The 25536-nt window shown below is 43.5% G+C and carries 22 protein-coding genes; 18 read left to right on the top strand and 4 right to left on the bottom strand.

Features of this window, described 5'->3' with window-relative positions; genetic code table 11:
* The first annotated feature begins 105 nt into the window (after positions 1-105).
* The 11 genes from L4D20_RS13460 (at position 106) to L4D20_RS13410 (ending at position 11000) form a co-directional block, all read left to right on the top strand.
* Positions 106-1410, top strand: a complete 1305-nt coding sequence (locus L4D20_RS13460; RefSeq protein ID WP_428802107.1) for an anaerobic sulfatase maturase — start codon at positions 106-108, stop codon at positions 1408-1410.
* Positions 1411-1419: 9 nt separating this feature from the next.
* Complete coding sequence (locus L4D20_RS13455; RefSeq protein ID WP_428802106.1) at positions 1420-1959, top strand: hypothetical protein; 540 nt, start codon at positions 1420-1422, stop codon at positions 1957-1959.
* Between the two features lie 10 nt (positions 1960-1969).
* Positions 1970-2977 (top strand): tetratricopeptide repeat protein, encoded by a 1008-nt coding sequence (locus L4D20_RS13450; protein WP_428802105.1) that lies wholly within the window; start codon positions 1970-1972, stop codon positions 2975-2977.
* Between the two features lie 159 nt (positions 2978-3136).
* Complete coding sequence (locus tag L4D20_RS13445) at positions 3137-4084, top strand: AAA family ATPase (protein WP_428802146.1); 948 nt, start codon at positions 3137-3139, stop codon at positions 4082-4084.
* 9 nt (positions 4085-4093) lie between these two features.
* Complete coding sequence (locus tag L4D20_RS13440; protein WP_428802104.1) at positions 4094-5044, top strand: DUF58 domain-containing protein; 951 nt, start codon at positions 4094-4096, stop codon at positions 5042-5044.
* Positions 5031-5543: a DUF4381 domain-containing protein gene (locus L4D20_RS13435; RefSeq protein ID WP_428802103.1), complete on the top strand. Its 513-nt coding sequence runs from the start codon at positions 5031-5033 to the stop codon at positions 5541-5543. Before L4D20_RS13440 ends, L4D20_RS13435 begins: the two co-directional genes overlap by 14 nt.
* On the top strand, positions 5530-6576 hold the full coding sequence (locus L4D20_RS13430; RefSeq protein WP_428802102.1) for a VWA domain-containing protein: 1047 nt from the start codon (positions 5530-5532) through the stop codon (positions 6574-6576). The genes L4D20_RS13435 and L4D20_RS13430 overlap by 14 nt, the downstream gene beginning before the upstream one ends.
* A complete protein-coding gene (locus L4D20_RS13425) occupies positions 6573-8180 on the top strand; it encodes a VWA domain-containing protein (RefSeq protein WP_428802101.1) in 1608 nt (535 codons plus the stop codon). Before L4D20_RS13430 ends, L4D20_RS13425 begins: the two co-directional genes overlap by 4 nt.
* Positions 8173-9426, top strand: a complete 1254-nt coding sequence (locus tag L4D20_RS13420; protein ID WP_428802100.1) for a BatD family protein — start codon at positions 8173-8175, stop codon at positions 9424-9426. The genes L4D20_RS13425 and L4D20_RS13420 overlap by 8 nt, the downstream gene beginning before the upstream one ends.
* Positions 9427-9579: 153 nt before the next feature.
* The gene (locus L4D20_RS13415) at positions 9580-10584 is read left to right on the top strand and encodes a porin (protein ID WP_428802099.1); all 1005 of its coding nucleotides are present in this window, start codon (positions 9580-9582) and stop codon (positions 10582-10584) included.
* A gap of 134 nt (positions 10585-10718) precedes the next feature.
* Positions 10719-11000, top strand: coding sequence for a hypothetical protein (locus L4D20_RS13410; RefSeq protein WP_428802098.1), 282 nt, complete (start codon positions 10719-10721; stop codon positions 10998-11000).
* Positions 11001-11073: 73 nt separating this feature from the next.
* On the opposite strand, the gene L4D20_RS13405 is transcribed toward L4D20_RS13410, so the two are convergent.
* From L4D20_RS13405 to L4D20_RS13390, 4 genes are all read right to left on the bottom strand, one after another.
* Positions 11074-12108, bottom strand: coding sequence for an ABC transporter permease (locus tag L4D20_RS13405; RefSeq protein ID WP_428802097.1), 1035 nt, complete (start codon positions 12106-12108; stop codon positions 11074-11076).
* A 26-nt stretch (positions 12109-12134) separates the two neighbouring features.
* Entirely contained in the window at positions 12135-13163 is a 1029-nt protein-coding gene (locus L4D20_RS13400; protein WP_428802096.1) for an ABC transporter permease, read from the bottom strand.
* Positions 13157-14668, bottom strand: coding sequence for a sugar ABC transporter ATP-binding protein (locus tag L4D20_RS13395; protein ID WP_428802095.1), 1512 nt, complete (start codon positions 14666-14668; stop codon positions 13157-13159). Before L4D20_RS13395 ends, L4D20_RS13400 begins: the two co-directional genes overlap by 7 nt.
* A gap of 180 nt (positions 14669-14848) precedes the next feature.
* Positions 14849-15874, bottom strand: a complete 1026-nt coding sequence (locus L4D20_RS13390; RefSeq protein WP_428802094.1) for a sugar ABC transporter substrate-binding protein — start codon at positions 15872-15874, stop codon at positions 14849-14851.
* Positions 15875-16264: 390 nt separating this feature from the next.
* Between L4D20_RS13390 and L4D20_RS13385 the strand changes: the two genes are divergently transcribed.
* The 7 genes from L4D20_RS13385 to L4D20_RS13355 all read left to right on the top strand — a co-directional run bounded on the left by L4D20_RS13385 (position 16265) and on the right by L4D20_RS13355 (position 25430).
* Positions 16265-17224: a sugar-binding transcriptional regulator gene (locus L4D20_RS13385; RefSeq protein ID WP_428802093.1), complete on the top strand. Its 960-nt coding sequence runs from the start codon at positions 16265-16267 to the stop codon at positions 17222-17224.
* A gap of 9 nt (positions 17225-17233) precedes the next feature.
* Positions 17234-18220 (top strand): aldo/keto reductase, encoded by a 987-nt coding sequence (locus L4D20_RS13380; protein ID WP_428802092.1) that lies wholly within the window; start codon positions 17234-17236, stop codon positions 18218-18220.
* A gap of 59 nt (positions 18221-18279) precedes the next feature.
* Positions 18280-20052 (top strand): glycerol-3-phosphate dehydrogenase/oxidase, encoded by a 1773-nt coding sequence (locus L4D20_RS13375; RefSeq protein ID WP_428802091.1) that lies wholly within the window; start codon positions 18280-18282, stop codon positions 20050-20052.
* Positions 20036-20881 carry a class I fructose-bisphosphate aldolase gene (locus L4D20_RS13370; RefSeq protein ID WP_428802090.1) on the top strand — a complete coding sequence of 282 codons (846 nt, stop codon included), beginning with the start codon at positions 20036-20038 and terminating at the stop codon, positions 20879-20881. Before L4D20_RS13375 ends, L4D20_RS13370 begins: the two co-directional genes overlap by 17 nt.
* Before the next feature lie 71 nt (positions 20882-20952).
* On the top strand, positions 20953-22464 hold the full coding sequence (locus L4D20_RS13365) for an FGGY-family carbohydrate kinase (protein WP_428802089.1): 1512 nt from the start codon (positions 20953-20955) through the stop codon (positions 22462-22464).
* 195 nt (positions 22465-22659) lie between these two features.
* Positions 22660-23817 carry an iron-containing alcohol dehydrogenase gene (locus L4D20_RS13360; RefSeq protein ID WP_428802088.1) on the top strand — a complete coding sequence of 386 codons (1158 nt, stop codon included), beginning with the start codon at positions 22660-22662 and terminating at the stop codon, positions 23815-23817.
* 89 nt (positions 23818-23906) lie between these two features.
* On the top strand, positions 23907-25430 hold the full coding sequence (locus L4D20_RS13355) for a CoA-acylating methylmalonate-semialdehyde dehydrogenase (protein WP_428802087.1): 1524 nt from the start codon (positions 23907-23909) through the stop codon (positions 25428-25430).
* Positions 25431-25536: the final 106 nt, after the last annotated feature.

Below are 25536 nucleotides of genomic sequence, written 5' to 3'. Positions count from 1 at the left end.
AAGAGTGCCTCTGGTGAATAATGAGCACAGACAACAAGCAGCACCAATCAATTCTTAGGGAAGTAACAACACAGTGAATGTGAGCGAATAAGAAGAGAAAACATCATGACAAATCAAACTCAACGTAAAAACATAATGTTGCCAAAAGACGCTCCGGCTAAACGAATGAATATTATGACTAAACCTATTGGTTCAGCATGTAATATTGATTGCACTTACTGTTACTACCTAAGTAAAGAAGAGCTACTGGGTCATGAAAGTGGTTGCGAAACCAAAATGACGCCAGAGATGCTCGAAACTTACATCAAAACATATATTGAACAGCATAATTTCCCTGAGATCGTATTTCATTGGCAAGGTGGAGAGCCAACCCTACTTGGTGTTAACTTTTTCCGCGATGTTGTTAGATTGCAAAAGCAGTACTGCCCACAAGGCGTAAAGATAGAAAACAACCTCCAAACCAACGGCACACTCCTTAACGACGAGTGGGGCAAGTTCCTAAGCAAAAACAAATTTTTAGTCGGTTTGAGTATTGATGGCCCAGAGATGATCCACAACGCCTATCGTACTAATCGTGCTGGTCGCGGAACGTTCAAACAAACCATGAAAGGTGTGGAAATACTTCATAAGCACAAGGTGAACTTTGCAACGTTAACCTGTGTTAATAACTTGACTGGTTCGAACCCTTTAGAGGTTTATCGCTTTCTTCGTGACGATATCCGTTCGCCACAAATGCAGTTTATTCCGATTGTTGAACCTAAATCGTTTCGAGATACCGCGCCTCAAAAATGGTCGGATGATGAGATCCTCTTCCAAGGCATGCCAGAAACTGAACCAAGCCACCCTAATTCAATTGTAGAGGCTTGGTGTGTATCACCTACACAATGGGGATCCTTTCTATGCACCATCTTCGATGAATGGCTAGAAAATGATATTGGTCAGGTGAACGTACCATATTTTGAATCGTGCGTGGAAACCTGGATGGGTCGAGTGAATCCATTATGTACTCTTGCTCCCATGTGTGGAAAAGGCTTAGCCATCGAGCATAACGGTGACGTGTTTGCTTGCGACCATTACGTATACCCAGACTACAAACTTGGAAACATTAATGATGCTTCGTTAGAAGACATGCAGTTCTCTAAAGGCCAAGAAGAGTTTGGTCGCGCCAAAGAGTCAACATTGCCGAAACAGTGCCGTGAATGCCCTTACCAATTTGCATGCTTTGGCGAGTGCCCCAAAAACCGCTTTATTAAAACACTCGACGGAGAGTTCGGTCTGAACTACCTGTGCGCAGGTTGGAAGCAGTTCTTCTCTCACATTGACCCATATGTCTCGATGGTTGTGGCGACTATGGGCTACCCAGTTCGCAAAGGCATTAATGCAGACGCAATGAAAATTAACTTTAAGTAGGGGGTTATCATGAATAAATTAATAGCAGTACTAGCCATGTTTACTGTCTCGATTACTCCAATCGCATCTGCCGAAACAATCGATACCAATGATATTGATAGACTATTTAATCAAGCCTCAGTTGACGCAGTTATTTCAATGGCTTACCAGACGAAAAGTGCAAGATACACTGACTTTGCTCAGCTTTTTAACTTGTGCCAAAAACGCCCGCAAGATGAACGTTGTGGTGATGAGTACAAAACAAAACGCACCAATTATGAGGTGGCGAAATCCAATCACGGCGCTTTAGTGATGGTGAATACGCCTGAGTTTCAGTCTCTATTTATGCCTGAAGTGAACTACCCAGAATTTGTCGGTTCACTAAAAGCATTGGGGTATCTAGACTCAGATCTTGAATCCTCAAAAACAAATCAAATCAATCAAGAGCAACTGCTTGTAGCACTGAATAGATGGCTAGATTCAAATGGGTTTGAGCAAACATCTGAGATCTATTTTATGCATGCTTTATTAGTTAGAGCGCAAGAGCTATCTCAACAGCTTGAAAGCTAGGGTGGGATACATGAATAAACTAGAGAATCTGACTTGTTCATATTTCAGCGTTATTCTTACGGGCGTCATTCTAATCGTTTCTCACATGAGCTTTGCGACCGAAGTTCAAGTTACTGATAAACTGATGACTGAACTTGAGCAGCAAGAGGCTTTGCTCGCTGAGTATTCTCAAAGTGAGGCTTTGGGCCTTGAACAAAGAATCTCAGCTACTGTTGCTCTTGGTGATTATTATGGGGCAAATGCGATGATCGCGGTTGCTCGTGCTTCACGTTCAGAATATCAAGAGCTTCGTATTGCCGCCATTCAAGCCGCGGCACAATGGCAAGGAAAGGCAAAGTGGGATGTCGTATCTCCACTCCTCAATGACCCCAACGGCTTAGTGAAAAACGAGGCGGTTCGTACCCTCATTGTATTGTGGCCAGTGATGTCCCAATCGTATATCGAGATACTAGAGCCCTCTGTTGATGAGTATTTAGATAACTTGCCTGCAAGCTTAGAAGGAGATCTCGAGAGAGCGTGGTTCTACCGAACTCAAAGCAAACATCAACTAAGTGAAGCGTTGTATTTGGAAATGCATGCTACATACAGTGACCCTCGTATTTCAATCGTTCAGGCAGAGTACTTAAATAGCGCTGATAAAAACGAACAGGCTATATCAGTTCTAGAAGTTAGTTTATTTGAATTTCCTAGCTATGCGCCGACCTATTACAGCCTTGGTTTAGCGTATCACCGAGAAAACAATTCGGAAGAAGCTATAACGCACCTTGAGCGGTCATACGAAATAGATCCTAACAGCACCACATTTGGGTACGCTTACGCAACGTTAGTCGGGGTATCAAACCCTATGAAAGCAGCGCAAGTGTTCCAAGATATCTACGAGCTTAACCCTGAATCTACTTATCTATATGCATGGTGTAACGCTCTATTAAGCGCTGGTCAGGCTGCTGACACTTGCTTGATTGAACTTGAAAAAGTAGCACCCAAAGAAATCGTTGCTGATTTAAGACAGCGTTATTAACCCTCTTTAATTGTATTCGTGAAGGAAAGCTCAATGCCGACTGACTCTGACTCTGTAATTTCAGCCTCTTATACTGCAAAGGCTGATAGTTCAAACGCTACTATTTCAAACACTGCTATTTCAAATGGTGCTAATTCAAATACTGTTATTTCAAGCTTAATGGAACGGGTAAATCAATCCATTGTTGGGCAAGAGATCGTTACTAAATCAATGATCATTGCTTTGCTAACGGGCGGTCACATTTTACTTGAAGGGCTTCCGGGTACCGCAAAAACTCGCGCAGCGAAAACACTTTCCGAGCTTTTAACGTTAGGATTTAGCCGCGTTCAGTTTACGCCCGATTTATTGCCTTCCGACGTAACTGGCACTCAAATATATCATCAAGAGGAAGCGACATTAACGTTCCAACCGGGCCCTATTTTTCACTCAATGGTATTGGCAGACGAAATAAACCGAGCACCAGCCAAGGTACAAGCGGCACTGTTGGAAGCGATGGCGGAAGGCACGGTGACAGTAGGTGGCGAAACCATGAAACTGCCCGATCCCTTTTTGGTCATAGCGACCCAAAATCCAATTGAACAAGAAGGCACATATCCGCTACCTGAAGCTCAAATGGACCGATTTATTATGAAGGTTGATGTGGAATATCCTGATGCAGATGCCGAGATGGAGATCATCGATTTAGTAAGAAAAGAGGAGCTTGGAGAAGCCCTTATCGATAAACAAGAGTTTAGCGGTATTGAGCAAGCCGCTGAGTGTATTGCACAGGGTAAAGACGAGGTGAAGCGCGTTTATACCGCTCAGCCGATCAAGCAGTACATTGTAGATTTGGTCATGGCGACTCGTTTTCCACACCTTTATCCGCACTCGAATTTAGATAGTTGGATAGAGGTCGGCGTCAGCCCTAGAGCGTCGATTTCTCTTGATAAGTGTAGCCGTGCTCATGCGTGGATTGAAGGGCGTGACCACGTAACGCCTGACGATGTAAGAAGTGTTGTTCATTCTGTACTAGGGCACCGTATTACGCCAAGTTTTGATGCGCTGTCTAATTCCGTCAGTTCAAAGCAGATTGTTGATGAGCTTTTGCTTAGCGTTGCGCTGACGTAGGGGAACACTATGAATATCGATTACGACCCAAGAATCGCTGTAAAGTTTGAAGCCTTAATGGCCATGAAGTTGAAAACGGCAGGTTTTCGTTTACCCCCATCCTCTAAATTGTCGAGCCGTTTGGCTGGCTCAAATCGCTCAAAGTACCGTGGCCGCGGAGTGAATTTTGAGGAGTTTCGCCACTATCAAATGGGCGACGATATTCGTAGCTTGGATTGGCATGTAACTCAGCGTACTGGTGAGCCGCATGTTCGTCTTTACAGTGAAGAGAAAGATCAATCGGTAATATTGTTCGTTGATCAACGTAGCAGTATGTATTTTTCTACCATCGATACAATGAAATCAGTTGTTGCGGCCCACATCAGTGCCTGCTGCGCATGGAAAGTGACAAAGGATAGTGACCGTATTGGTGCGATGCTGTTTAACGACCGGGATATTAGTTGGTATAAGCCGCAGCGAAATTCAGCCCACGTATCACGCATTCTGCGGACGCTAACGGAGATGAATAAAGCGCTATCGGAAACCCAAGTTAAGCAGCCTTCGCAGGTCATCGAGTCGGGCTTTAGTCGAGGGCTATTGAAACTAAGCAGACAGAAGCTCAAAGGTAGCTTGGTTGTTATGGTGAGTGATTTTACCAATTTATCAGATGATGACCTAAATCGCATTAAGTGGCTGAAGCAACATAATGATGTATTGGGTGTTTCAATCAGTGACCCAATGGAAGTAAACCTCGCATTCGACGAATCTGCAAATATAAGTGACGGGCAACTACAGCTCCCTGTAGGTCCGTCATTGAATTCAAAATTGACTTTGTATAATCAAAATAATGCGATACACAATGAACGTATACGTCACTTAATCCATGCTGGTGGTATGGATGTCATTCAACTTGATACGTCTGGTCGTCATCTTGCTCAGTTTATAGAGCAGGCGAGTGGAGGTCGAAGTGTCAAACAATAATATTCTTTTAAAAAACCTGATAGAACCCTCTGCTCGTCCAAGCATTGATTGGTTCCCAAGCACAATAGGATGGAAGTGCCTGTTAATCGTATTGGTCGCAGCTGTAATATGGGGAGGGTATCGTTGCTATACACGGTTAAAATCTGAATCGTATCGACGAAAAGCGATCAAAGCTTTGAATCAAATACCATTCACTCATCCAACGGCGCTAGAGCTTCAATCAGAATTAAGACGCTTTAACAGTGTTGTAAAGCACGTCGCTTGTTTTGCTTACCCTAACTCGCGTGTCGCTATGCTTACAGGTCAATCGTGGGTCGACTTTTTATACAAAACAACATCGAATAATGACCTTGATAGTTCTCTGTTAGAACGATGGCAAAGTGAGCTCTATCAATTGAAGCTTGTAAACTCGTGGGAAGTCGCAGACTTGAATAGGCTTAGGATCCTGTGTATTACGTGGGTAAGAACTCATGATAGGAGCGACTATGATCGAGTTTGAAAACCTTTGGGCGTTTTTTCTCATACCGTTACCTGCTGTTGTCTACTACATTGCCCCGCGTCATCACACTCGCCAACTGGCTGTTATAGTCCCTTTCTTTAGCCTACTCATATCGACTTTGAATTTGAGTGCGAGTAAAGGTGCAAGTGAGTTGAGCGCGACACCTTGGCAACGATTATCGCTTATCTCTGGCTGGGTGTTACTTATTATTGCCGCTGCAAAACCTATGTGGTTAGGACCAGAAGAGACTCGGCATTTGTCTGGTCGCGACTTGATGATGATTGTTGATCTATCAGGCTCGATGGCAACGAATGATTTTACCAATGCGAATGGAGAGCAGATATCAAGACTAGCCGCATCAAAAGAGGTCCTGAGTGAGTTCAGCCTACAGCGAAAGGGCGATCGCCTAGGCTTGATTGTGTTTGGAGAGTCAGCTTACGTTCAATCACCGTTCACCGTGGATCATGACGCCTGGTCCAAATTATTGAATGAAACCCAGCCGTCAATGGCAGGTGCCAGCACCCATTTAGGTGATGCAATCGGTCTTGGAATTAAAACCTTCATTTCAGAGGCAAGCGCTGTTGATGACAATGGACTAGAGAACACAACTAATAGTAGCAAGCAGAGAGTCATGATTGTGCTTACCGATGGGAATGACACCGATAGCTTGGTTCCACCGATTGATGCTGCAAAGGTGGCAGCCGCTCATAATATAAAAATCCACGTGGTGGCTATGGGTAGCCCGAACACGACGGGAGAGCAGGCGATTGAGATGAGTGTTATTGAAGAGATTGCGGATATTACCGATGGAGAGAGCTTTCTGGCCATGTCACCAAGTGAATTGAGTAATATCTACCAAGCAATTAACCAGATTGAACCACTCGTGTTTGAAAGCTTTAGCTATCGGCCAAAAACGAGTTATCACTACATTCCAGTGATCATTGCCATCATTCATCAGCTTATATTTATGGCATTCAGCGTGGTTCGACGTCGAAGTCTGTTCCTTACAGGTGAAGGTGTAGGGGCGAAATGATCATGATGACAGTGATTGAAAACTTTCACTTTACTAGACCTAGTTGGTTATTGCTTACTCTGCCTTTCTTAGTGCTAGTGATTTTGAATTGGCGTGGTGAGAACCGAGGGAATGCTTGGGCAAAAAAGCTACCTAAACACTTACTAAAAGCGCTACAGGTCGGAGACTCTAACTGGAATAGTCGCATACCGATTAAAACACTCTCAGTCCTGGGTATTATGGCGATCCTAGTGGCATCTGGCCCAAGTTGGTACCGACAAGCGTTGCCGTTTGGCGAAAGCACGACGCCTTTAGTTATCGTGTTGGACGTATCAAATTCAATGCAGCAGCAAGACCTAGCACCGAGCCGTTTGTTTCGAGCCAAACAGAAAATACTATCGCTTATTGAGTTAAGACAATCAGGGACTACAGCGTTAATTGTCTATTCCGGAAGTGCTCACATGGCGATGCCTTTGACACAAGATATCGAAGTTTTTAGACCACTGTTAGAGTCAATATCAGCTGAAGTGATGCCTAGAGACGGTAAGTTTGCAGAATATACCTTGGCCGTTATTGAGCAGGTATTACCTGAAAACAGCAATAATGCGACGGTGTTATTGGTGACCGATGCAGTAAATCAAAAAGCGTTTAACGAATATCAAGATTACTTTGGCGTTAAACCGTATCAGTTACTTGTGTATGGAATTGGCGATGAAGCGATCACTACGCCATATCCGTTGGAGTCTCGAACGCTTTCGTCTTTGGCTCGATTAACGGGGGGAGAGTTCGTTACGTTTACTCAAGAACAAGGGGATATAAAGAGACTTAACCGTGAGATTATCTCGTTTTCTGAGCTTTCTGGTGGCGAGTTTGAACCGTGGCATGATGCAGGATATCCATTAGTTTGGTTCATCATTGTCCCTTACTTATTGTGGTTTCGAAAAGGTTGGCTGGTTAAATGGAGTCTCGTCTTTTTAGTTTGTAACGCGTCATTATTTCCCTCACCTGTTTACGCAAGTGAGCTTAATTGGCTTGATGTATGGTTAACGAGAGATCAGCAGGGTGCACTGCACTATGACAGGGCCGAATATACCAGCGCAGCAGAGTTGTTTGAGAATGAAAATTGGAAAGCTGAATCGTATTACCTTGTAGGGGATTACGAAACTGCCCAGCAGTATTACATGCGAAATGATGATGTAGCATCGCTGTTAGGCGCTGCTGCTTCACTCGCTCACATGAAAGAATACATAGCGGCGAAAAAACTCTATGAAGAGATTCTACAAATTGATCCGAGTAATAAAGTCGCAGGTAATAATCTACAAGTAGTGACCTCAGTTATCGAACATATCGATACCTTCACTCAAAGCCAATCGAATAGTAACGAGCAGCAAAGCAGTAAAGAGCGCGGTGACAAACCGAAAAGCTCTGAGGGCATATTACAAGAAATCGACAAGAAGCAGCTAATTCAAGAGTCGTTGTCTGCGAAAGATATTCTCAATAATCCAGTAATGAACGAGAAGTGGATGAAACGTGTAGAAAGTGACTTAGCCAATTTTCTAGCGACTAAGTTTCATCTACAGCTTGAACAAGGAAAGGGTAGATCGACGGAGTGGCGTGATGAGTAAAGGTCTAAAAAAATCCGTTTTTAAATTGTTGCTTATATCGCTGCTAATATTTGTCGGACATGCTCAAGCAAGCGTGATGAGTGAGCTTCAAGAACAAGGCAAAGTGAGTATAAAAACGTGGGTGAGTGGGGACATTGAGTCAATTTCAACTCATGAGCAAGTGATTGTTAATATAGAGGTATCCACAGATACTTGGTTTACTAAAGGCACGCGAATTCACCGTATTGAGGTCGATGATGCGCTTGTCATTAATCGTAGTTCGTTTGCCATAAACTCTACAGAACGTATTAATGGAAAAACCTACTCGAAACAACTTTGGGAAATAGTGCTTTACCCTCTGGTTAGTGGGGAGTACCGAATTCCGCCAGTTACCGTTGAGCTAGAAGTGAAAAATGGAAAAGATAAGGTTAGCGGGCAGTTAACGACGAGTCCTTTGAGGTTTCGCACACATAAGCCAATGGCACAGACGACCAAAAGTCATCACTGGGTGACAGCTACGGTTTTAGAAGTAACGGATCGATGGGAAGTGATTCGCTCAGCATCGAATGAGGTAACGGAAGAGTCATCGGTTCGTGTAGGTGACTCTTTGAAGCGAGTGATTACAACAACCGCGAATGATACTAGCATCATGCTATTACCGGACTTATTACAAGAACCAGTGCTGATGATTGATAGCTTAGCGTTTTATCCTCAGGCGGCAAAAAATGAAGAGCACCAAGTTCGTGGTGAACGTTATTCAAAAAAAGTAGAGACAGCGATATATATCGTTAAACAAGCAGGACGCATTACCCTTCCTCCTATTGATGTTTACTGGTGGAATCCAGATACCAAATCAAATACGAAAGTAATATTAGAAGAACAGACTTGGCAGGTAACTCACACCTTTTCATCATGGATTAGTTTGTATAAAAGCATAATTATCAGCTCTGTCTTGTTGGTGTTATTGATAACGGTAAGTTTATTTAAGGTATATAGGTACTATAAATCAAGATCTCTACCTAGGTGGGTTAGAACCCTTATAGCGATAAAAAGAAATTTATTACCGAATTTTGAATCGGTTTTATATGAGCGCTTATTAATAAAATATGACCGATATAGGTTGATAGACGGAAATAAATTAGCTGGAACGTCAGATAATGAAGAAATTAAAATTGTACATCAACGATATAAGCGTAATGAAACAGAAGATTTATCAAGATACCAATTAATTAATATATGGATAAGATCTATAGCTAAAAAGTATTAGTTACTTCGGTTGGTTCTTGGTGATTAATAAAAAACTCGAATAAATGCAGTAATATTGCGGTATTTTCATTCCACCAATTTAGTAAAAATGACCACACATTCGAAGTCGCACTAGCGATGAAGTTAAAACAATCGATAGGGAAAAGTGGTCATTATGAAAAAAACAATCTTAGCAATTTTAATTGCATCAACAGCTACATCAGCATTTGCGGTTCAAACGAGCTCTCAAAATAGTAAACCAGCATTTGAATTTGATCCTGTACATAAGGACCAGTTTTCAGTATCAGGATCTTTTGGTCTCGGCGGTTACTACGATACTGAGTCTGATGCTTTTTATGATGACTGGGCAACAGGAATGACCATTGCTGTTAACTATCAAAACAACCGATTCCTAGGCTATTTTGAAACAGATTTACAAGTAAATTGGACGACAGATGACAAAGCAAATCCTTGGGATATCGAAAGCGGTACAAACACCGATGTAGATAAAGCATGGTTAGGCTTTGATACTGGTTACGGTATTGCTTCATTCGGTTGGGAAAATGATACTGCACTAGACAGAGTGGACGGTGCTGGTGATATGACTTATGAGTTTGGAGCTTCTGCTGGAGATGCTTCAGATGCTTTTAACGTCGTAAAATTTGAAGGTTCTACAGTAGGTGTGGCATATGGTATCTCTTACTTTGAAACAGAAGATAGCCATAGCCTTGCGGACAAAGGCATTAATGGTTACCTAGGATATCAGCATGATGCATTCAATGTATATGCGGGCTATGAAGAGCGCGATGAAGCAGACTTTAGTGTTATTTCACTTTCGGGTAACGCTAAGCTAGGAAAGATTAAAGTTGGTTTTAACTCATGGATTGATGAAGGTAAAAAAGACCTAGAAGTTAACTCTAACGACTATCAAAATAGCGGTTATTACTTATCTTCGGCGTTTTCTATTAACGAGCAACTAACTCTTGCAGCAGGCTACGGCGCAAATACCACGGAAGAAATTGGTCAGGCTGATGAAGACAAAAGCTACTATAACGTTGCAGCCATGTACACACTGAACGAACGAGCGGATATGGGTATCGATATTAAACGTGATATCGACGCTGGCATCGATAGTGACGAAGAGACATATGTATTTGCAGCGGCATACTATTACTTCTAATTCCCCAAAACTGTAGCCAGTTAGTCCTTAACTAACTGGCTAGTACTGCCTTTAATTCCCCTATATCTGGTAGCCTAATATTAGGGTTTACCACATTTAGATTATGTAAATGTGGATTTAAGTTCGGAGTTAAAATGATTATTGATATTGTTGCTAAGGGTAGTATTTATGGCAACGAAACAACTTTTCGCTGTGAGGCTAATAAAGAAGGATACTTTGAGTTATCGAAAATAATAGGAAGGAAGTCTGGTACTAGACCACAAAGCCTATGCAATAAAGTATATGTAGAGACAAAAGAGGAAGCGGCGAGATTGTTGCTGACGAATAAGTATTACATATCTTTAACTGGACGATATTCAGGTATTCACAGAAAATCGTTAAGAAGGATAGCTGCTTGTACAATTGTGAAGGTTTAATTCTAACGGAACAGATATTAGCAACAGGCAGGCATCTTAAACCAATGCCTGTTGCCATTAGATAACCACTGATTTAGTTTCCAATTTGTTTCTTACTCACCAAGTGGTTTGAAGCCGCAGCTGCTAACAGTGCAGCACCGATAACTAAGGTTTGAAAATAGGCAGGGACAAGCGTCAGCATGCCGACGGTGAGTGTCATGATGATAAGCGCCCCAATGAAAGAACGCAGAACTTTGCCTTCACCGCCACTAAACGCAGTACCGCCAATGAGTACGACTAATATAGCGGTAAGCTCCATACCATCGCCGGATAACGGATCACCGATGGACATGAAACTCGCACGGGCAATACCGGCTAAAGAAGCACAAGCGCCTACGATAGCGTATAAGCTAAATACGACTAACCCTGTCTTAATGCCGGATAGCTTCGCTGCGGTTGGGTTGCCCCCTGTCGCTGCGGCGTATTTACCAAGTAACGACCGATTTTGCAGCAAGATGAGGAAAGCGGTCACACCAACGGCTACCCAAAACGCCATCGGTAAGCCCATCAATACGGCGTCTCGTCCATAGTCATTAAACCAACCAGGCATTTTCATATCGCCCATTGATTTGATGGCCGATACACCATCTTCTACCAGCAATAGAGCCACACCTTTATACAAACTCAGTGTTATTAATGTCGCAATAACTGGGGTAATACCAAACTTTACGACTAACAATCCGTTAAACGCCCCGAGTAAAACACCACAGAACACCGTAATAGAAAATGCTGCCCAAAACGGTACACCATTAATAGCGAGTAGTGCATAGATAACAGCACTTAAACCCATGGTACTTCCTACGGAAAGGTCGATATAACCTGAGATCATCAATAACGTAAATGCCCCAGCTAATACCAAGATTGGCGCAGAAACACGTAAAATATTGATGATGTTTTTCTTATAAAGAAAGTTGCCGCGTTCGAACAGCGCGTATTGTTCTAAGTTAACACTACTAAGAAAAATCACTATCGCAGCTAATACAAAGTAAATGTAGTAATTGAGAACAAACTTAGACACTTGGTTACCGAAGGACGACGGTGTGTTGAACACTTTTGTTGAATCAGACATGACGTTCACCTATTGATTGACTTCGGTTATTTACTGCGAAGGGACAACGCCCACGTTTGAGCTGTAATAGCTAAAAACACCGCGACGGCCCTCAATATAAATTGCCAGTCGGGTGACAAGGTGAGGCCGGTGGCTGCCGATGTCACCACCGCAAGTATGATGGCGCCAAAGAACATACCGATGACAGAACCAAACCCACCTGCAATGGCAATACCACCTAGAAGTGCGATAACTAACGCATCGAACTCCATAAGCAGGCCGCGGTTAGAGAAGCCAGATTTGAACTCAGAAGAGAGTAGAATCCCGACTATTCCAGCAACTAAAGCACTAAACAGATATAAATAAGTAATATGCTTGGCATTATCAATACCAGACAGCTTCGCGGCTTCAGGGTTTGCGCCAATCCAATAGGTAATGCGTCCGAATACGGTTTTACGCTCGATAAAAATAGCCGCTAAAAAGAGAAGAAGCATGAAGAGAACGGGGAACTGCATAGAAGTGCCAAACACTTTGAGACTACCTAATACACCAAACTCTGAAGGTAAATTAGTGTTTCGTTGTGAACCCTGAGTAATAACTTGTGCTATTCCTCTGGCAACCATCATTGTTCCTAATGTGACAATGATAGAAGGGATACGAAACCGAACAACGAAGAGGGCATTTAATCCACCAATAACTAATGCGCCCAACAATGCACCTACAATCGCTAGCCAATAAGGCAAACCAAGGCCAGAAGAGAGTGCAGAAGCACCCGTGACCGATTGTGCAAACCATACAGATAGAACACCTGATAGGGCGACAATTCCTCCAACCGAGAGGTCAAAGTTTCCAGAAATAAGCAAAAACGATACGCCAACCCCGAGTGAAATAACTGCCCAGTTATTGGTGACTAAGTTCAGCATGTTCTGAACTTGAAAAAAGTTTGGCACCAAGACGGACGCCACTAAAAACAGTCCAACAGCAACTAGGGCGACCAACAATGTAATATACATTTGGTCACTGACTTTACGGCGTTGTACTGGTGAGTCGTTTAATTTTATGGAAGTATTTAACATACTGCCTCCTCAAGGCCACCAGTAGCAGCGTTCAAAATATAGTTTGTATCAACGTCCGGCCCATTTTTAATCTCAGAGACTAATGAACCGTCATAAAGTAGGAATAAGCGATCGCATACTCCGAGTATCTCTTCTAATTCTGTAGAAAATACCGCGACAGAGTTACCTTCATTGGCAAGACTTTTAACGAGATCATAAATCTCGGTTTTAGCACCAACATCGACTCCACGCGTCGGTTCATCTAACAGCAATAATTTGGCTTGAGAGAATAGGCATTTCGCGATGACTATTTTTTGTTGGTTGCCGCCTGAGAGTTTCTCGGCAGGTTTTTCAATCGAGCTTGTGGCAATCGACAGCTTTTCAACATAATCGTTAGCGGCATTGAGCTCATCGTCTGCTTTGAATACCCCAAAATCTGACATTCTTGGTAAGTTCATCACAGGAATGTTTTCGCGAATAGTCAGACTGGTAAAGAGCCCTTGTGTTCTACGCTCTTCGGGTACTAACGCAATACCTGCCGCTAGTGATTCTTTAGGGGAATGACCGATTTCTTCGCCATTGAGTTTAATGCTGCCTGTTACTTTGTCTGCGCCAAATATCGCTCTTGCGATTTCCGTCTTTCCAGCGCCAACAAGGCCATAAAACCCAACAATCTCGCCTTTGTTAATATCGAAAGAGACGTTATTGAGTCGCTTGTTATTGAGATTGCGAACGGATAAAAACGTATCGTCAGTGACAGTGTCTCGAGGGGTATAATCATGGAAGATGGTTCGTCCAATCATCATGTCGATGAGCTCTGCGCGTCCTTCCACTTCAGAAATGGGTTTGGTTGAAATATGTTTACCGTCTCTCATGACAGTAACGGTATCCCCTAAGGATAGAATTTCATCAAGCTTGTGAGAAATGTAAATAACGGTGACATTTTGAGCTTGAAGGCGTCGAATTACCGTGAAAAGCCGGTCAACTTCACGCTCAGATAAAGCGGCGGTTGGCTCATCCATAATGATAATGTTGGCACCGGAAGAGGCTGCGCGCGCAATCTCCATAATCTGTTTTTGGGCGACGCCAAGCGTCGAGACTCTAGCGTAGGGATCAATCGAAGGTTCTATCGTTGCCAACGTTCGAATCATTCTTTCTTCTAGGTCGGATTTTATTAAAAAGCCAAATCTACTTTTTTCCATGCCCAAGGTTAGGTTTTCAAGTACCGTTAGCTCGTCAACAACATGCAACTCCTGAAAAAGGGTAGCAATGCCGGATTCTCTGGCGGATTGTGTCCCTTTTGGGCTATACGGTTTACCGTTTACTTTCATGGTGCCTTGAGTTGGGTTGATAGCGCCTGTGATCATTTTCACCAGAGTCGATTTACCCGCACCATTTTCACCGATTAAACAATGTACTGTGCCGTGTTCAATTGAAAAACTGACATCGTTAACCGCCCGCACACCGGGGTAGTCTTTAATGAGCCCTTGAATTGAAAGAACAGAAGTAGAATTTTGACTATTCAAGATGATCTCTCCTTTAGTTGTTGGTTCTTCAAACTGTTGAATCAGTGTCGGCAATACAGTTGAAGTGACCTTTCCTTGTCTATGAGATTTGAATCTAACTTCAGTTAACATGCGGCTTAACGCTATGCTAAGCCGCCGTTGACTGTTACTTAGTTATAAGCGGTCACATAATAATTGATGTTAGTTACTAAATTGCGCGTCTAACCATTGCTGTGCGTCTGGCTTTGGCATTGACCAATAAGAGATGGTGTATGCCTTATAGAAGAACTCTTCAGCTTCAACGCTGCTAGGTGCTACTTTTTCATTGATAACGTCCATCACCAAGTCGATACGTCCGCGTGCAGTTTCAACCGGCGGAAGACCCATAGATAGCTTCAGGCTAGAGTCGGGATCATAAATTTGGTCAAACTCAACCGAGTCAAAGTCTACACTCGCAACGATTTCAGTATGAGGTTTACCATTTTTAAACTTACCTCGGCCAAGTTGAGATAGCGCAGCCATAGTTCCCACTGTTAAGTTTGAAGCCTCTGAATAGATAAGGTTGACCTCAGGTTGCTGAGTTAATAAGTCGACAACAATCTGTTTTGCAGCTTCTTGACCGCCACTTGCATCTAAGGCTCCAAGGTTTTTCGCGGTAGGGTCTACTGATAATACGCCATCAGCAAATGGGTTGGTTCGGCCTGAACTTACTTCGGTATGGTTTGGCCAACCTAGCTGAACCATAACAATAGGTTTGTCTGGGTTTGCTTCTTTCCATGTTCGAGCCATTTGTGCGCCCATGTCAAACGATACTGTCGCCTCATCGCTACGTGCGGTCGGGATGCCTGTATCGGTAATCGGGCTGAAGAAAGAGGTCATTGCGATATTCTCTTCCAGTGCTTCTTTCACACCTGGTGTGGCTGCTTCGCCATCCCAAATGTGAAGTGATGCACCATCAAATGCGCCCGCTGCAACCTGATCGATGTTTTGTGTCATGACCGCAGAGTCGGCTTTCCCATCAAAAATAACCACTTCCGCGCCATACTTCTCTTTTGCGTAGCGTTTCGCTTCGGTTGCTTGAGATTGGTGGAAAACATTCGACAAGTCTGAAACGAAAAATGCTATTCGCTCATTTGCCTGTGTCGTAGCAGCAAGGCTTGAAGCAACAAGAATACTTGTAGCGATAAGTCCTTTATTAAAAATCTTTTTTAATGTTACTGACTTCATGATCTTCTCCATGTGTATTAGGTATTCACTTGTTGTTATCACTGATTTGAATTTTCTTTCAAACGGTGAAATGTATTTCACGTGTTAAAAGGTAGTGAATGAAAATTGGACGGTCAATGGCATATTGATACATTACGTATCAATATTGTTAAAAATGTGATCGTTCGCAACAAATGAGCCAAAACGAAACTTTTTGTATCGTTTTAACTTGTAAAAGCCTCTTGTTGTGATTATTTTTTACACAGATGAAATAAATTTCACTGCTTATGAACAAATAAATGTGCCCTGATTGAGCTTAAGAAAAACAATACCGCTCAATAAATCGCGACTATATAGATAGTTGTATAGAGAGAAATACAGGCCGAGTGGACAGTGAACTAGGGAGAGATTATGGCGATGAGTGAACAAGACGACATTTTAAGGCAAACAGCTAAAGTTCTGACGTTACGTTATATGGAGAACCTAAATCAGTCCGATATAGCTAAGCAGCTTGGTTTGTCGACGGCCAAAGTGAACCGCGTCATTAAGCAAGCTCATGATGATGGGCTGGTGGAAATAACGCTGAATCTGCCACAAGAGAGAACCCATACGTTGGAGCAACGAATGCTCGACGCTTTTGGGCTCAAGACGGCAGTGATTCAACCTAGTTTAAGTAAAGATGAAAGTGTGGTCACTCGCCAAGTGGCTAAAGCAGCAGGCGAATTACTGATAGAAACGGTGAAACCCGACAGCGTTATTTGCATCAGTGGTGGTAAAACCATGGCTCAAATAGTGGAAGAGATTAAACCGATGAGCTTTCCTAATGTCCGAGTCGTCCCCGCAACAGGCGGAATCCAAGGCCACCATTTCACGGATGTGAATTATCTCGCAAGTCGGTTAGCTGAAAAACTAGGGGGTAGCAGCACTCAGCTCCACGCACCTTTGTTTGTGGATACCGATGAGCAACGCTCAATACTGATGGAAATGCGCAGTATTAAAGAGGTATTGGATCTCGCAAGAAGTGCGGATATTGCTTTGGTTGGCGTTGGCTCTGTCGCCAGTGAGAGTGACAGTTATTACGATTTACGCTCGTTAAGTGGTCACCAAGCAGAAACGGTCATCAGCGCTCAGTGTAAAGGCGAAGTTCTTGCGCATCTTTACGATGAAGATGGAAACAAATGTGCTGAACATATTAACCAGAAACTGATTGGACTGAATCTACAAGAATTGAACAGTATCGAACACAGCATTGGCGTAGCAGCGACTCATTCAAAGGTCGATGCTCTAGTCGCGGCACTAAAGGGGCGACTAATGAATGGCATAGTTTCGGATGAAGATACGGTAGCCCGTGTATTAGAACTCATTAAATAGGAAAAGATCATGAAAAAAAGAGAAATAGGAAAGTCAGGAATTGAAGCATCGGTGATTGGTTTAGGTACATGGGCTATGGGCGGCTGGATGTGGGGTGGTACTGACGAAAAAGCCGCAATAGAAGCCATTCATGCCTCGCTTGATAATGGCGTATCGCTCATTGATACCGCACCGGCTTATGGTCTTGGAGTGTCAGAAGAAATTGTCGGTAAAGCAATAAAAGGTAAGCGTGACCAAGTGGTCTTAGCGACCAAGTGTGGATTAGTTTGGCATACAAACAAAGGCAATCACTTCTTTGATGAAAATGGCAAACCCGTTCATCGCTATTTAGGCGCTGATGCGATTCAACACGAAGTGGAACAAAGCCTTAAACGATTACAAACCGACTATCTCGATCTTTATATTACGCATTGGCAAGATCCGACTACGCCAGTCGAAGAGACGATGGAAGCGCTGTTATCTCTCAAAAAAGCCGGGAAAATTCGAGCGATTGGAATTAGTAATGCCAATCAAGCGGAACTCGCGAAGTATCAAAGCTGTGGTGTTGTCGATGCAGTACAAGAGAAATATAACCTAATCGATCGTCAATTAGAGCAAACACTACTGCCAACAACGATTCAAACTAATGTTGCCTGTCTTAGTTATTCATCTTTGGCGATGGGGTTGTTAAGTGGGAAGGTGACGCCAGAGCGAGTGTTTACCGGGGATGATCAACGCATTACTGATCCAATGTTCACCATTGAAAATCGCCGCTGGGTACAGAAATTTTGCCAATCTATAGAACCTATTGCTCGACAAAAAAATATCAGTGTCGCTCAACTCGTGATAGCTGCGACGTTGCAACAACCGGGAATTACCTACGCCTTATGCGGTGCGAGAAACCCACAACAAGCGATTGAGAATGCAGCCGCTGGTAGTGTTGAGTTGTCATTAGAAGAAGTGAAATTTATCGATGCTAAATCCCTAGAGTTTTTTGGCGAGTTGGAACTGGCTTAGGCCGTATTTCATAGCGTTCAAAACCGGTTGGAAGGAACAGCACTTGGCAGGAAGCAAAGATGAATAACAACACAAAAGTATTCCAAAACTTAAATCTACAAAGTGGTTTCGATGTCGTGGTTATTGGAGGAGGTATCAATGGTATTAGCGTATTTAGAGAGCTTGCACTGCAAGGCGTTAAGGTATTGCTTGTTGAAAAAGATGACTTTTGCTCCAAGGCAAGCGCCGCTCCTTCTCGGATGATACATGGTGGTTTGCGCTATCTCGAAAATGGTGAATTTTCATTGGTGAAAGAAGCGCTATTTGAGCGTAATCGCTTACTCAGTAATGCACCTCATTTAGTGTCGCCGCTGGAAACGACTATTCCAATATTCTCAACCTGGTCTGGAATTTTTGATGGATTGTTTAAGTTTATCGGGCTTAAAGACCGTCCTTCTCAGCGCGGATCTGTGGTGATTAAACTTGGTCTTAGTTTGTATGATTGGTTTACCAAACGAGACCAAATGATGCCTGCCCACAAAATGCATTCTGCCAGTGTAACGCAAAAACGCTGGCCGTTAATGGGTAAGAAAGTCAGCAGTAGTGCGACCTATTTTGATGCTTGGATAAGCTCACCTGAGAGACTTGCCATGGAGCTTATTCAAGAAGGCATTAAAGCAGGTGGAACTGCGCTTAACTATACAAAAGTAACTGATTTAAGCGATGGACGACTTACGTTGCAGCAGACGGGCAGTGAATCACCAGCGCATGTGTTTAGCCGTCATGTTGTGAATGCAACTGGGGCGTGGGTTGATAGCACCAATGGTCTTTTGACCGCACCCAGTCAATACATGCAAGGCACCAAGGGATCGCACATCATTGTTGATAATGCCGATCTTTTGCATGAGCTAAAAGACAACATGTTGTTTTACGAAAACAGTGAAGGAAGGGTTTGTATTCTATTTCCATACTTTGGCAAGGTACTTATTGGCTCAACAGATATACCAGTGAGCGACCCTGAATCGGTTCACTGTACCGACGAAGAAATTGACTACATTTTGGAATCGTTAAGAGGTGTACTACCCGATCTCAATATCAGTCGAGACCAAATTGTTTATCAGTTCAGTGGTGTGCGTCCATTGCCTTCTGTGAATGCATCAACAACAGGGCAAATACCGCGAAGTCATTCGATTAAACGGGATTCTATAAATGGAACGGACGTGTATTCACTAATTGGCGGGAAGTGGACTACGTTTCGGGCTTTCGGCGAAGAAGTGTCTGATGAACTATTGGAAGTACTTGATAAGCCAAAGTGCTGTAGTACTAAGCAAAAGCAAATCGGCGGAGGAAAGGGTTACCCTGTCACTCAAAAGGGTAAGGGAAAATACGTGTCGAAACTTGCCGACCGTTATTCTACTCAGCCACACAATCAAATCGACGTTTGGTTCAAGCGCTATGGAACTGGGTGTGAAGGTCTACTGGAATGGTTGGAAGGTCAGTCTGATTCACTGCTGAATTCACTCCCTGATTATAGCGTAGGCGAACTCACATACATTCTAGAACATGAGCATGTTGAAACGTCTCTAGATGTATTTTTGCGACGAACTTCGATTGCCATAGAAGGTAAATTGAATGATGCGGTTTTTGAAGAAATATCGGACATAACTGCTGATTTCTTCAATTGGACCCCACAACGAAAACAGGAAGATCGCGAGCAAACAAAGAATGTCTTGCTCACCTTTCATGGCGTCGAGTTAGACGGCCTAAAAAAGACGCCTGAAACCACATCACAATCAAATAATGTAGAAAATCAACAATTAGAAAATGGAGAAGAGTATGTATTTGACCAATAAGGTTAGGATGAACCGATTGTTTAAGAACGGGCGATGCCTCGATGTAGCGATTGATCATGGAGTCTGCAATGAGCCGTCTTTTCTAGACGGGCTTGAAAATATGAGCTCGGTCGTAGAGCAGTTGGTTAATGCAAAACCTGACGCTATCCAGATGAATGCCGGTCAAGCGGACCTTCTACAAAATGTCGACGGTAAAGATAAGCCGGCATTAGTGATGCGAATAGATTTGGGTAACCCTTATAACGCAGAGCGTCACCGCCACATGTGGGCGCTTCTACAAAATGCAGAGCAGCCAATCATTCAGGCTTTACAGATGGATGCCGCGTGTGTTGTGGTCAATCTATTTATGCTTCCAGATGAGCCCGATCTATTTAAACAATGTGTCGCGAACATCAGCAAAGTTAAAGCGGAATGTGAAAAATACGGTATGCCTTTGATGGTAGAACCGCTAGTGATGCAGCCAAATACCAAAGGGCAGGCTTACATGGTCGATGGTGATTGTGAAAAGATCGTGACGCTTGCTCGAATGGCTCGTGAGCTGGGGGCCGACATTATTAAAGCAGACCCTACCGCTAATGCTGAGGATTTTCATAAAGTTGTTGAAGCCGGTCGTTGTCCAGTCCTTGTGCGTGGCGGTGGTCGAGAAGATATTGAGTCGGTATTTAGTAAAGCGAGAGCGTTACTTGATCAGGGTGCGTTAGGTATGGTTTACGGCCGTAATATCTATCAGCACCCAAACCCAAGCCGTGTTGTTGATGCGCTGATGGCGATGATCCATAACGATGCGTCTACGTCAGAGGCCATGAACCTTTATATTGGCGACAAATAAGGCATTGGCGATAAAAAAACAATTCGCGATAAGTAAGAGTCAGTAATAACTAACAGAATCAGGGAGGGGATATGACGTCATACGCACTTGGAATTGATTGTGGCAATACAGCGGTTAAAGCCGCGTTATTTGATGAAAATGGCGTAGAGATTGCGACCGTAGCCAATAACTATCCGACCCATATCCCTAAACCTGACTATACCGAAGCGGATCTTGATGAATGCTGGGGGCTGTGTGCTGATGCTATTCGCCGAGTAATGGACAAAACTAAGGTAGATCGAAACCATGTTGTCGCTGTTGGTTGTAGTGGCCATGGAAACGGGCTCTATCTATTGGACACAAATAGAGCACCATTGCTCGGTATTAAATCCCTAGATAGCCGAGCGCAATCAGATGTTGAGCGTTTGCAAAAATCGACTCTATTTTCGACCATCAATCGTAAAAATCATCAGGGTGTGTGGAGCTCCCAAACTGCACTGTTATTACATTGGTTAAAGCGTCATCAACGAGAGACGTACGAACAAATAGGCGAGGTGCTTTTTTGTAAAGACTACCTGAATTTCAAACTTACGGGAGAGTGTGCAACAGAGTGGGGAGACATCACTGCTTCAGGTCTATTTGATTTTGAATCGGACAGTGTATCTGATGAGTTATTAGGCGCTTACGATATTGCTGACATTAAATCTAAATTGCCAAACATCCTAGAGAGTAATCAGGTGATTGGTGGCATTACGTCAGAGGTTTCTGAATTAACAGGACTAAACATTGGAACGCCTGTTATAGCAGGGCTATTTGATGTAGTTGCATGTGCGTATGGCTCGGAAGCCTACCACCTCGGTGAAACGTCTGTTGTCGCAGGAACGTGGAATATTAATCAAGTTGTCACTGACACGCTTCCTCCTCAAGAGATATTCATGGGGTGTAAACTTGGGAAAGATCGTTACTTAGCGATTGAAGCAAGTACATGTTCAGCCTCAAATTTGGAGTGGCTCGTTCAGCGGTTCTTTACAGAACACGTCGATAATTCACTATCAGGTGAAAGTGTATTTGAGCGATTTAATCGTCAGTTAGAAGATGTTGAATTGAATGATACCTTACCGCTATTTCATCCTTACTTATATGGTTCAACGGGTCAACAATCCCCATCCGCCAACTTGTTTGGCTTGAAAGGCTGGCATCAAGATATCCACATTGTTTATGCTTTTTATGAGGGCATAGTGTTCGCGCATTTAGAGCACATTAATCGCCTACGAATTGCGGGATATCAGATGGACTCTGTCGCAATTAGTGGCGGAGCGTCTAGAAGTGATTATTGGTGCCAGTTGTTTGCTGACATTCTTAACGCTGAAATTAAAGTGAGCGCATCTGATGAAGTTGGCGCTAAGGGCGTAGCTATGCTTGCGCTTAGCACCGTTTCGGAATTACTAGCTAGAGACCTTCCTCAAACGAATAGGCCTCAAATGAATAAGCTTAAAACTAAGGCGTCACAACGCGTATTTAGACCAAGCGATGAACGCCATGAGTTCTATGTAGCAAGATTTAAGAAGTATTGTTTTTTGAAAGAGTTACTGGCCGACGTCTAGCGAAATAGCCGATCTTTTTAAGCCAAATGTCTGTTTCATCAAATGTATAGATGACCAAATATTTACATGAGTAAATAAGCGAACAAATAAGAGTAAGCAGTCAGTGATGATCTCGACACAGATCATTTCTGCGCCCAAAATATATTTTATTAAATAATGATACTAAATGTATCGATATTAAATTTAAGGTGATTTATGAGCCAATCTATTGTTTTACCAAAATTCTTAGAAGTCGGAGAAGGCGCAAAAAGTGCAACTGGCGACATAGCACGTCAGCTTGGTTGTAAACGAGTGTTGATAATCTCGGATCCAATTATGAAGACGTTAGGTCACGTTGAAAATCTTCAAGCGATTGTCACAAAAGCCGATATTCAATCCGATATTTTTACGGACACTATACCTGAGCCTACCGAGGCGTCGATTCTTCCAGCGGTTACCAAAGCGATTGAGGGAAATTACGATGGCATTATTGCATTAGGCGGCGGCAGCGTAATAGACAGCGCAAAAGCCATCGCGTTATTAGCTCAATATAAAGGCCGTATCCGCGATCACTCTGTACCAAATGTCGTCACGTTACCGATCATGCCACTCATTGCCATCCCAACAACCGCAGGTACGGGTTCTGAAGTGACGAAAGTAACTATCATTACCGATGAAACGAATGATGAAAAGCTGCTTTGTATGGGGCCTGGCTTAATTCCGGCTGCTGCCATTATCGATTTCGAACTCTCTATGACAGCGCCTGAACGTATTACTGCGGATACAGGAATAGACGCTTTGACTCACGCAGTAGAAGCGTACGTGAGTGGAAAGTCTGGTTTGTTTACTGATCAGCAAGCGCTGCTCGCAATGAAGCTTATAGCGCCTAATCTACGTGAAGCAGTTAATAATCCAGATAATAAACACGCCAAAGAGCAAATGATGCTTGGTGCAACACTCGCTGGCATCGCATTTTCCAACGCTTCAGTGGCGTTAGTTCATGGTATGAGCCGACCGATCGGTGCTCATTTCCACGTACCACACGGCATGAGCAACGCAATGCTGCTTCCAACGGTTACTGAGTATTCGATTCCAGCTGCGAAAGCTCGCTATGCAGAATGTGCTCGTGCAATGGGAGTCGTCGAGTTATCAACCAGCGATGACGCCGCTGTTGAAGCATTACTCATTGAATTAAAAGCGATAAATAGAGACCTAAGCGTTCCATCGTTAAGTGAGTTTGGCATAGACAAACAAGAGTTTTGGTCAAACCTCGACATTATGTCAGAGCAAGCTTTAGCGTCAGGGTCTCCTAACAACAATCCACGAGTACCTGATAAAGAAACCATGATCGAGCTATATAAAGCGGTTTGGTAACTAAAGTAGCTTGTTAATTGAAACCGACTGGTAACACCAATTTAAAATTTTAAATCAAAGCCCCAAATACTTTATACAAGGAAGAGAATATGATCTGTAATTTCATCAATAACCAAAGTGTTGAGAGCCATTCAGAAAGGCAGCAACCCGTCTATGACCCTGCAACAGGTGAGATACAAAACCATGTGAAACTTTCGGCTAGAGCAGAAGTAGAGTTAGCCATTCAAGTTGCCGACAAAGCATTCAAATCATGGTCAGCGATTACACCTCTAAACCGTTCACGTGTTCTGTTTCGCTTTAAAGCTCTACTAGAAGAGAATCGAAACGAACTGGCTGACATCATCAGTCGCGAGCACGGAAAGGTGTTTAGTGATGCGTTAGGTGAGATCACTCGCGGACTAGAGGTTGTCGAGTTTGCTTGTGGGATTCCGCATCTACAAAAAGGCGAGCACAGTTTAAATGTGGGGACGGGTGTGGATTCCCATTCTCTGATGATGCCTTTGGGCGTTGTCGCTGGTATTTCACCGTTTAATTTCCCTGTCATGGTGCCGATGTGGATGTTCCCAATCGCGATTGCCACGGGCAACACATTCATTTTAAAACCGTCGGAGAAGAACCCTTCCGCACCTCTATTTTTAGCTAAATTATTACAGCAAGCAGGGCTTCCAGACGGAGTGTTCAATGTCGTTCAAGGCGATAAAGAGGCGGTTGATACATTACTGCAAGATGAGCGCGTTCACGCCGTCAGTTTTGTCGGATCTACACCGATTGCTGAGTATATCTACTCTGAAGGCGCGAAATACGGTAAGCGTGTTCAAGCATTAGGTGGCGCTAAGAACCATATGCTTGTCATGCCCGATGCGGATATGAATGGCGCTGTTAATGCTTTGATGGGCGCAGCGTACGGTGCAGCCGGTGAACGCTGTATGGCGATATCAGTCGCGGTAACCGTAGGCGAAGAAACAGGGGACGCATTAGTACGTCTTCTTCAAGACAAATTGGCGACTCTCAAAGTGGGTCAAGGTTACGGTCAGGAGATCGAAAATGATATGGGGCCGCTTATCACCAAAGAGCACAAACAAAAAGTCTCTGGCTATATTCAGCAAGGTGCTGACGAAGGGGCAACCTTGGTTGTAGATGGCAGGGAACTACCACTAGCGAAATCAAGCAATGGTTATTTCGTTGGTGGCACATTGTTTGACAACGTCACGACTAATATGACCATCTATCAAGAAGAGATCTTCGGTCCAGTGTTGTGTGTATTGCGCGCAGACAATTACCAACAAGCCCTAAAGATCATTAATGATCATGAATACGGAAACGGCACCGCTATATTCACCGCCGATGGGGACGCTGCAAGAGACTTTTCAAGCAAGGTTCAAGTAGGAATGGTGGGGGTGAATGTCCCAATCCCTGTACCGATGGCCTTCCACAGTTTTGGCGGTTGGAAACGTTCGTTGTTTGGGCCTTTACACATGCATGGTCCTGATGGTGTGCGATTCTTCACTCGAATGAAAGCAATTACTACACGCTGGCCTGAGTCTGATATCAAATCAGGCGGTAAGGAAAATACTCAAACTCAAGCCGAATTCGTCATGCCAACCATGAAATAACGCATTGATGTGAGGAGGTGCGCGGTAAGATTTTCTAACTTAACAAAGGCTTACTTTAAAAGTAAGCCTTTGTTTCTTATACACGTAGGCCATGTCACTGTTGCGC

It is taken from the genome of Vibrio kyushuensis (assembly GCF_050337325.1).
GTDB classification, from domain to species: Bacteria; Pseudomonadota; Gammaproteobacteria; order Enterobacterales; family Vibrionaceae; genus Vibrio; species Vibrio kyushuensis.
This window is presented reverse-complemented; position numbering and strand designations above follow the sequence as displayed.

Excerpts from the sequence above, each read along its gene's own strand:
- L4D20_RS13360 (WP_428802088.1), top strand. The coding sequence starts at position 22,660 with ATGAGCCAATCTATTGTTTTACCAAAATTCTTAGAAGTCGGAGAAGGC.
- L4D20_RS13380 (WP_428802092.1), top strand. The coding sequence starts at position 17,234 with ATGAAAAAAAGAGAAATAGGAAAGTCAGGAATTGAAGCATCGGTGATT.
- L4D20_RS13370 (WP_428802090.1), top strand. The coding sequence starts at position 20,036 with ATGTATTTGACCAATAAGGTTAGGATGAACCGATTGTTTAAGAACGGG.
- L4D20_RS13365 (WP_428802089.1), top strand. The coding sequence starts at position 20,953 with ATGACGTCATACGCACTTGGAATTGATTGTGGCAATACAGCGGTTAAA.
- L4D20_RS13455 (WP_428802106.1), top strand. The coding sequence starts at position 1,420 with ATGAATAAATTAATAGCAGTACTAGCCATGTTTACTGTCTCGATTACT.
- L4D20_RS13440 (WP_428802104.1), top strand. The coding sequence starts at position 4,094 with ATGAATATCGATTACGACCCAAGAATCGCTGTAAAGTTTGAAGCCTTA.
- L4D20_RS13390 (WP_428802094.1), bottom strand. The coding sequence starts at position 15,874 with ATGAAGTCAGTAACATTAAAAAAGATTTTTAATAAAGGACTTATCGCT.
- L4D20_RS13420 (WP_428802100.1), top strand. The coding sequence starts at position 8,173 with ATGAGTAAAGGTCTAAAAAAATCCGTTTTTAAATTGTTGCTTATATCG.
- L4D20_RS13405 (WP_428802097.1), bottom strand. The coding sequence starts at position 12,108 with ATGTCTGATTCAACAAAAGTGTTCAACACACCGTCGTCCTTCGGTAAC.
- L4D20_RS13410 (WP_428802098.1), top strand. The coding sequence starts at position 10,719 with ATGATTATTGATATTGTTGCTAAGGGTAGTATTTATGGCAACGAAACA.
- L4D20_RS13375 (WP_428802091.1), top strand. The coding sequence starts at position 18,280 with ATGAATAACAACACAAAAGTATTCCAAAACTTAAATCTACAAAGTGGT.
- L4D20_RS13450 (WP_428802105.1), top strand. The coding sequence starts at position 1,970 with ATGAATAAACTAGAGAATCTGACTTGTTCATATTTCAGCGTTATTCTT.
- L4D20_RS13425 (WP_428802101.1), top strand. The coding sequence starts at position 6,573 with ATGATCATGATGACAGTGATTGAAAACTTTCACTTTACTAGACCTAGT.
- L4D20_RS13400 (WP_428802096.1), bottom strand. The coding sequence starts at position 13,163 with ATGTTAAATACTTCCATAAAATTAAACGACTCACCAGTACAACGCCGT.
- L4D20_RS13460 (WP_428802107.1), top strand. The coding sequence starts at position 106 with ATGACAAATCAAACTCAACGTAAAAACATAATGTTGCCAAAAGACGCT.
- L4D20_RS13385 (WP_428802093.1), top strand. The coding sequence starts at position 16,265 with ATGGCGATGAGTGAACAAGACGACATTTTAAGGCAAACAGCTAAAGTT.
- L4D20_RS13355 (WP_428802087.1), top strand. The coding sequence starts at position 23,907 with ATGATCTGTAATTTCATCAATAACCAAAGTGTTGAGAGCCATTCAGAA.
- L4D20_RS13415 (WP_428802099.1), top strand. The coding sequence starts at position 9,580 with ATGAAAAAAACAATCTTAGCAATTTTAATTGCATCAACAGCTACATCA.
- L4D20_RS13445 (WP_428802146.1), top strand. The coding sequence starts at position 3,137 with ATGGAACGGGTAAATCAATCCATTGTTGGGCAAGAGATCGTTACTAAA.
- L4D20_RS13430 (WP_428802102.1), top strand. The coding sequence starts at position 5,530 with ATGATCGAGTTTGAAAACCTTTGGGCGTTTTTTCTCATACCGTTACCT.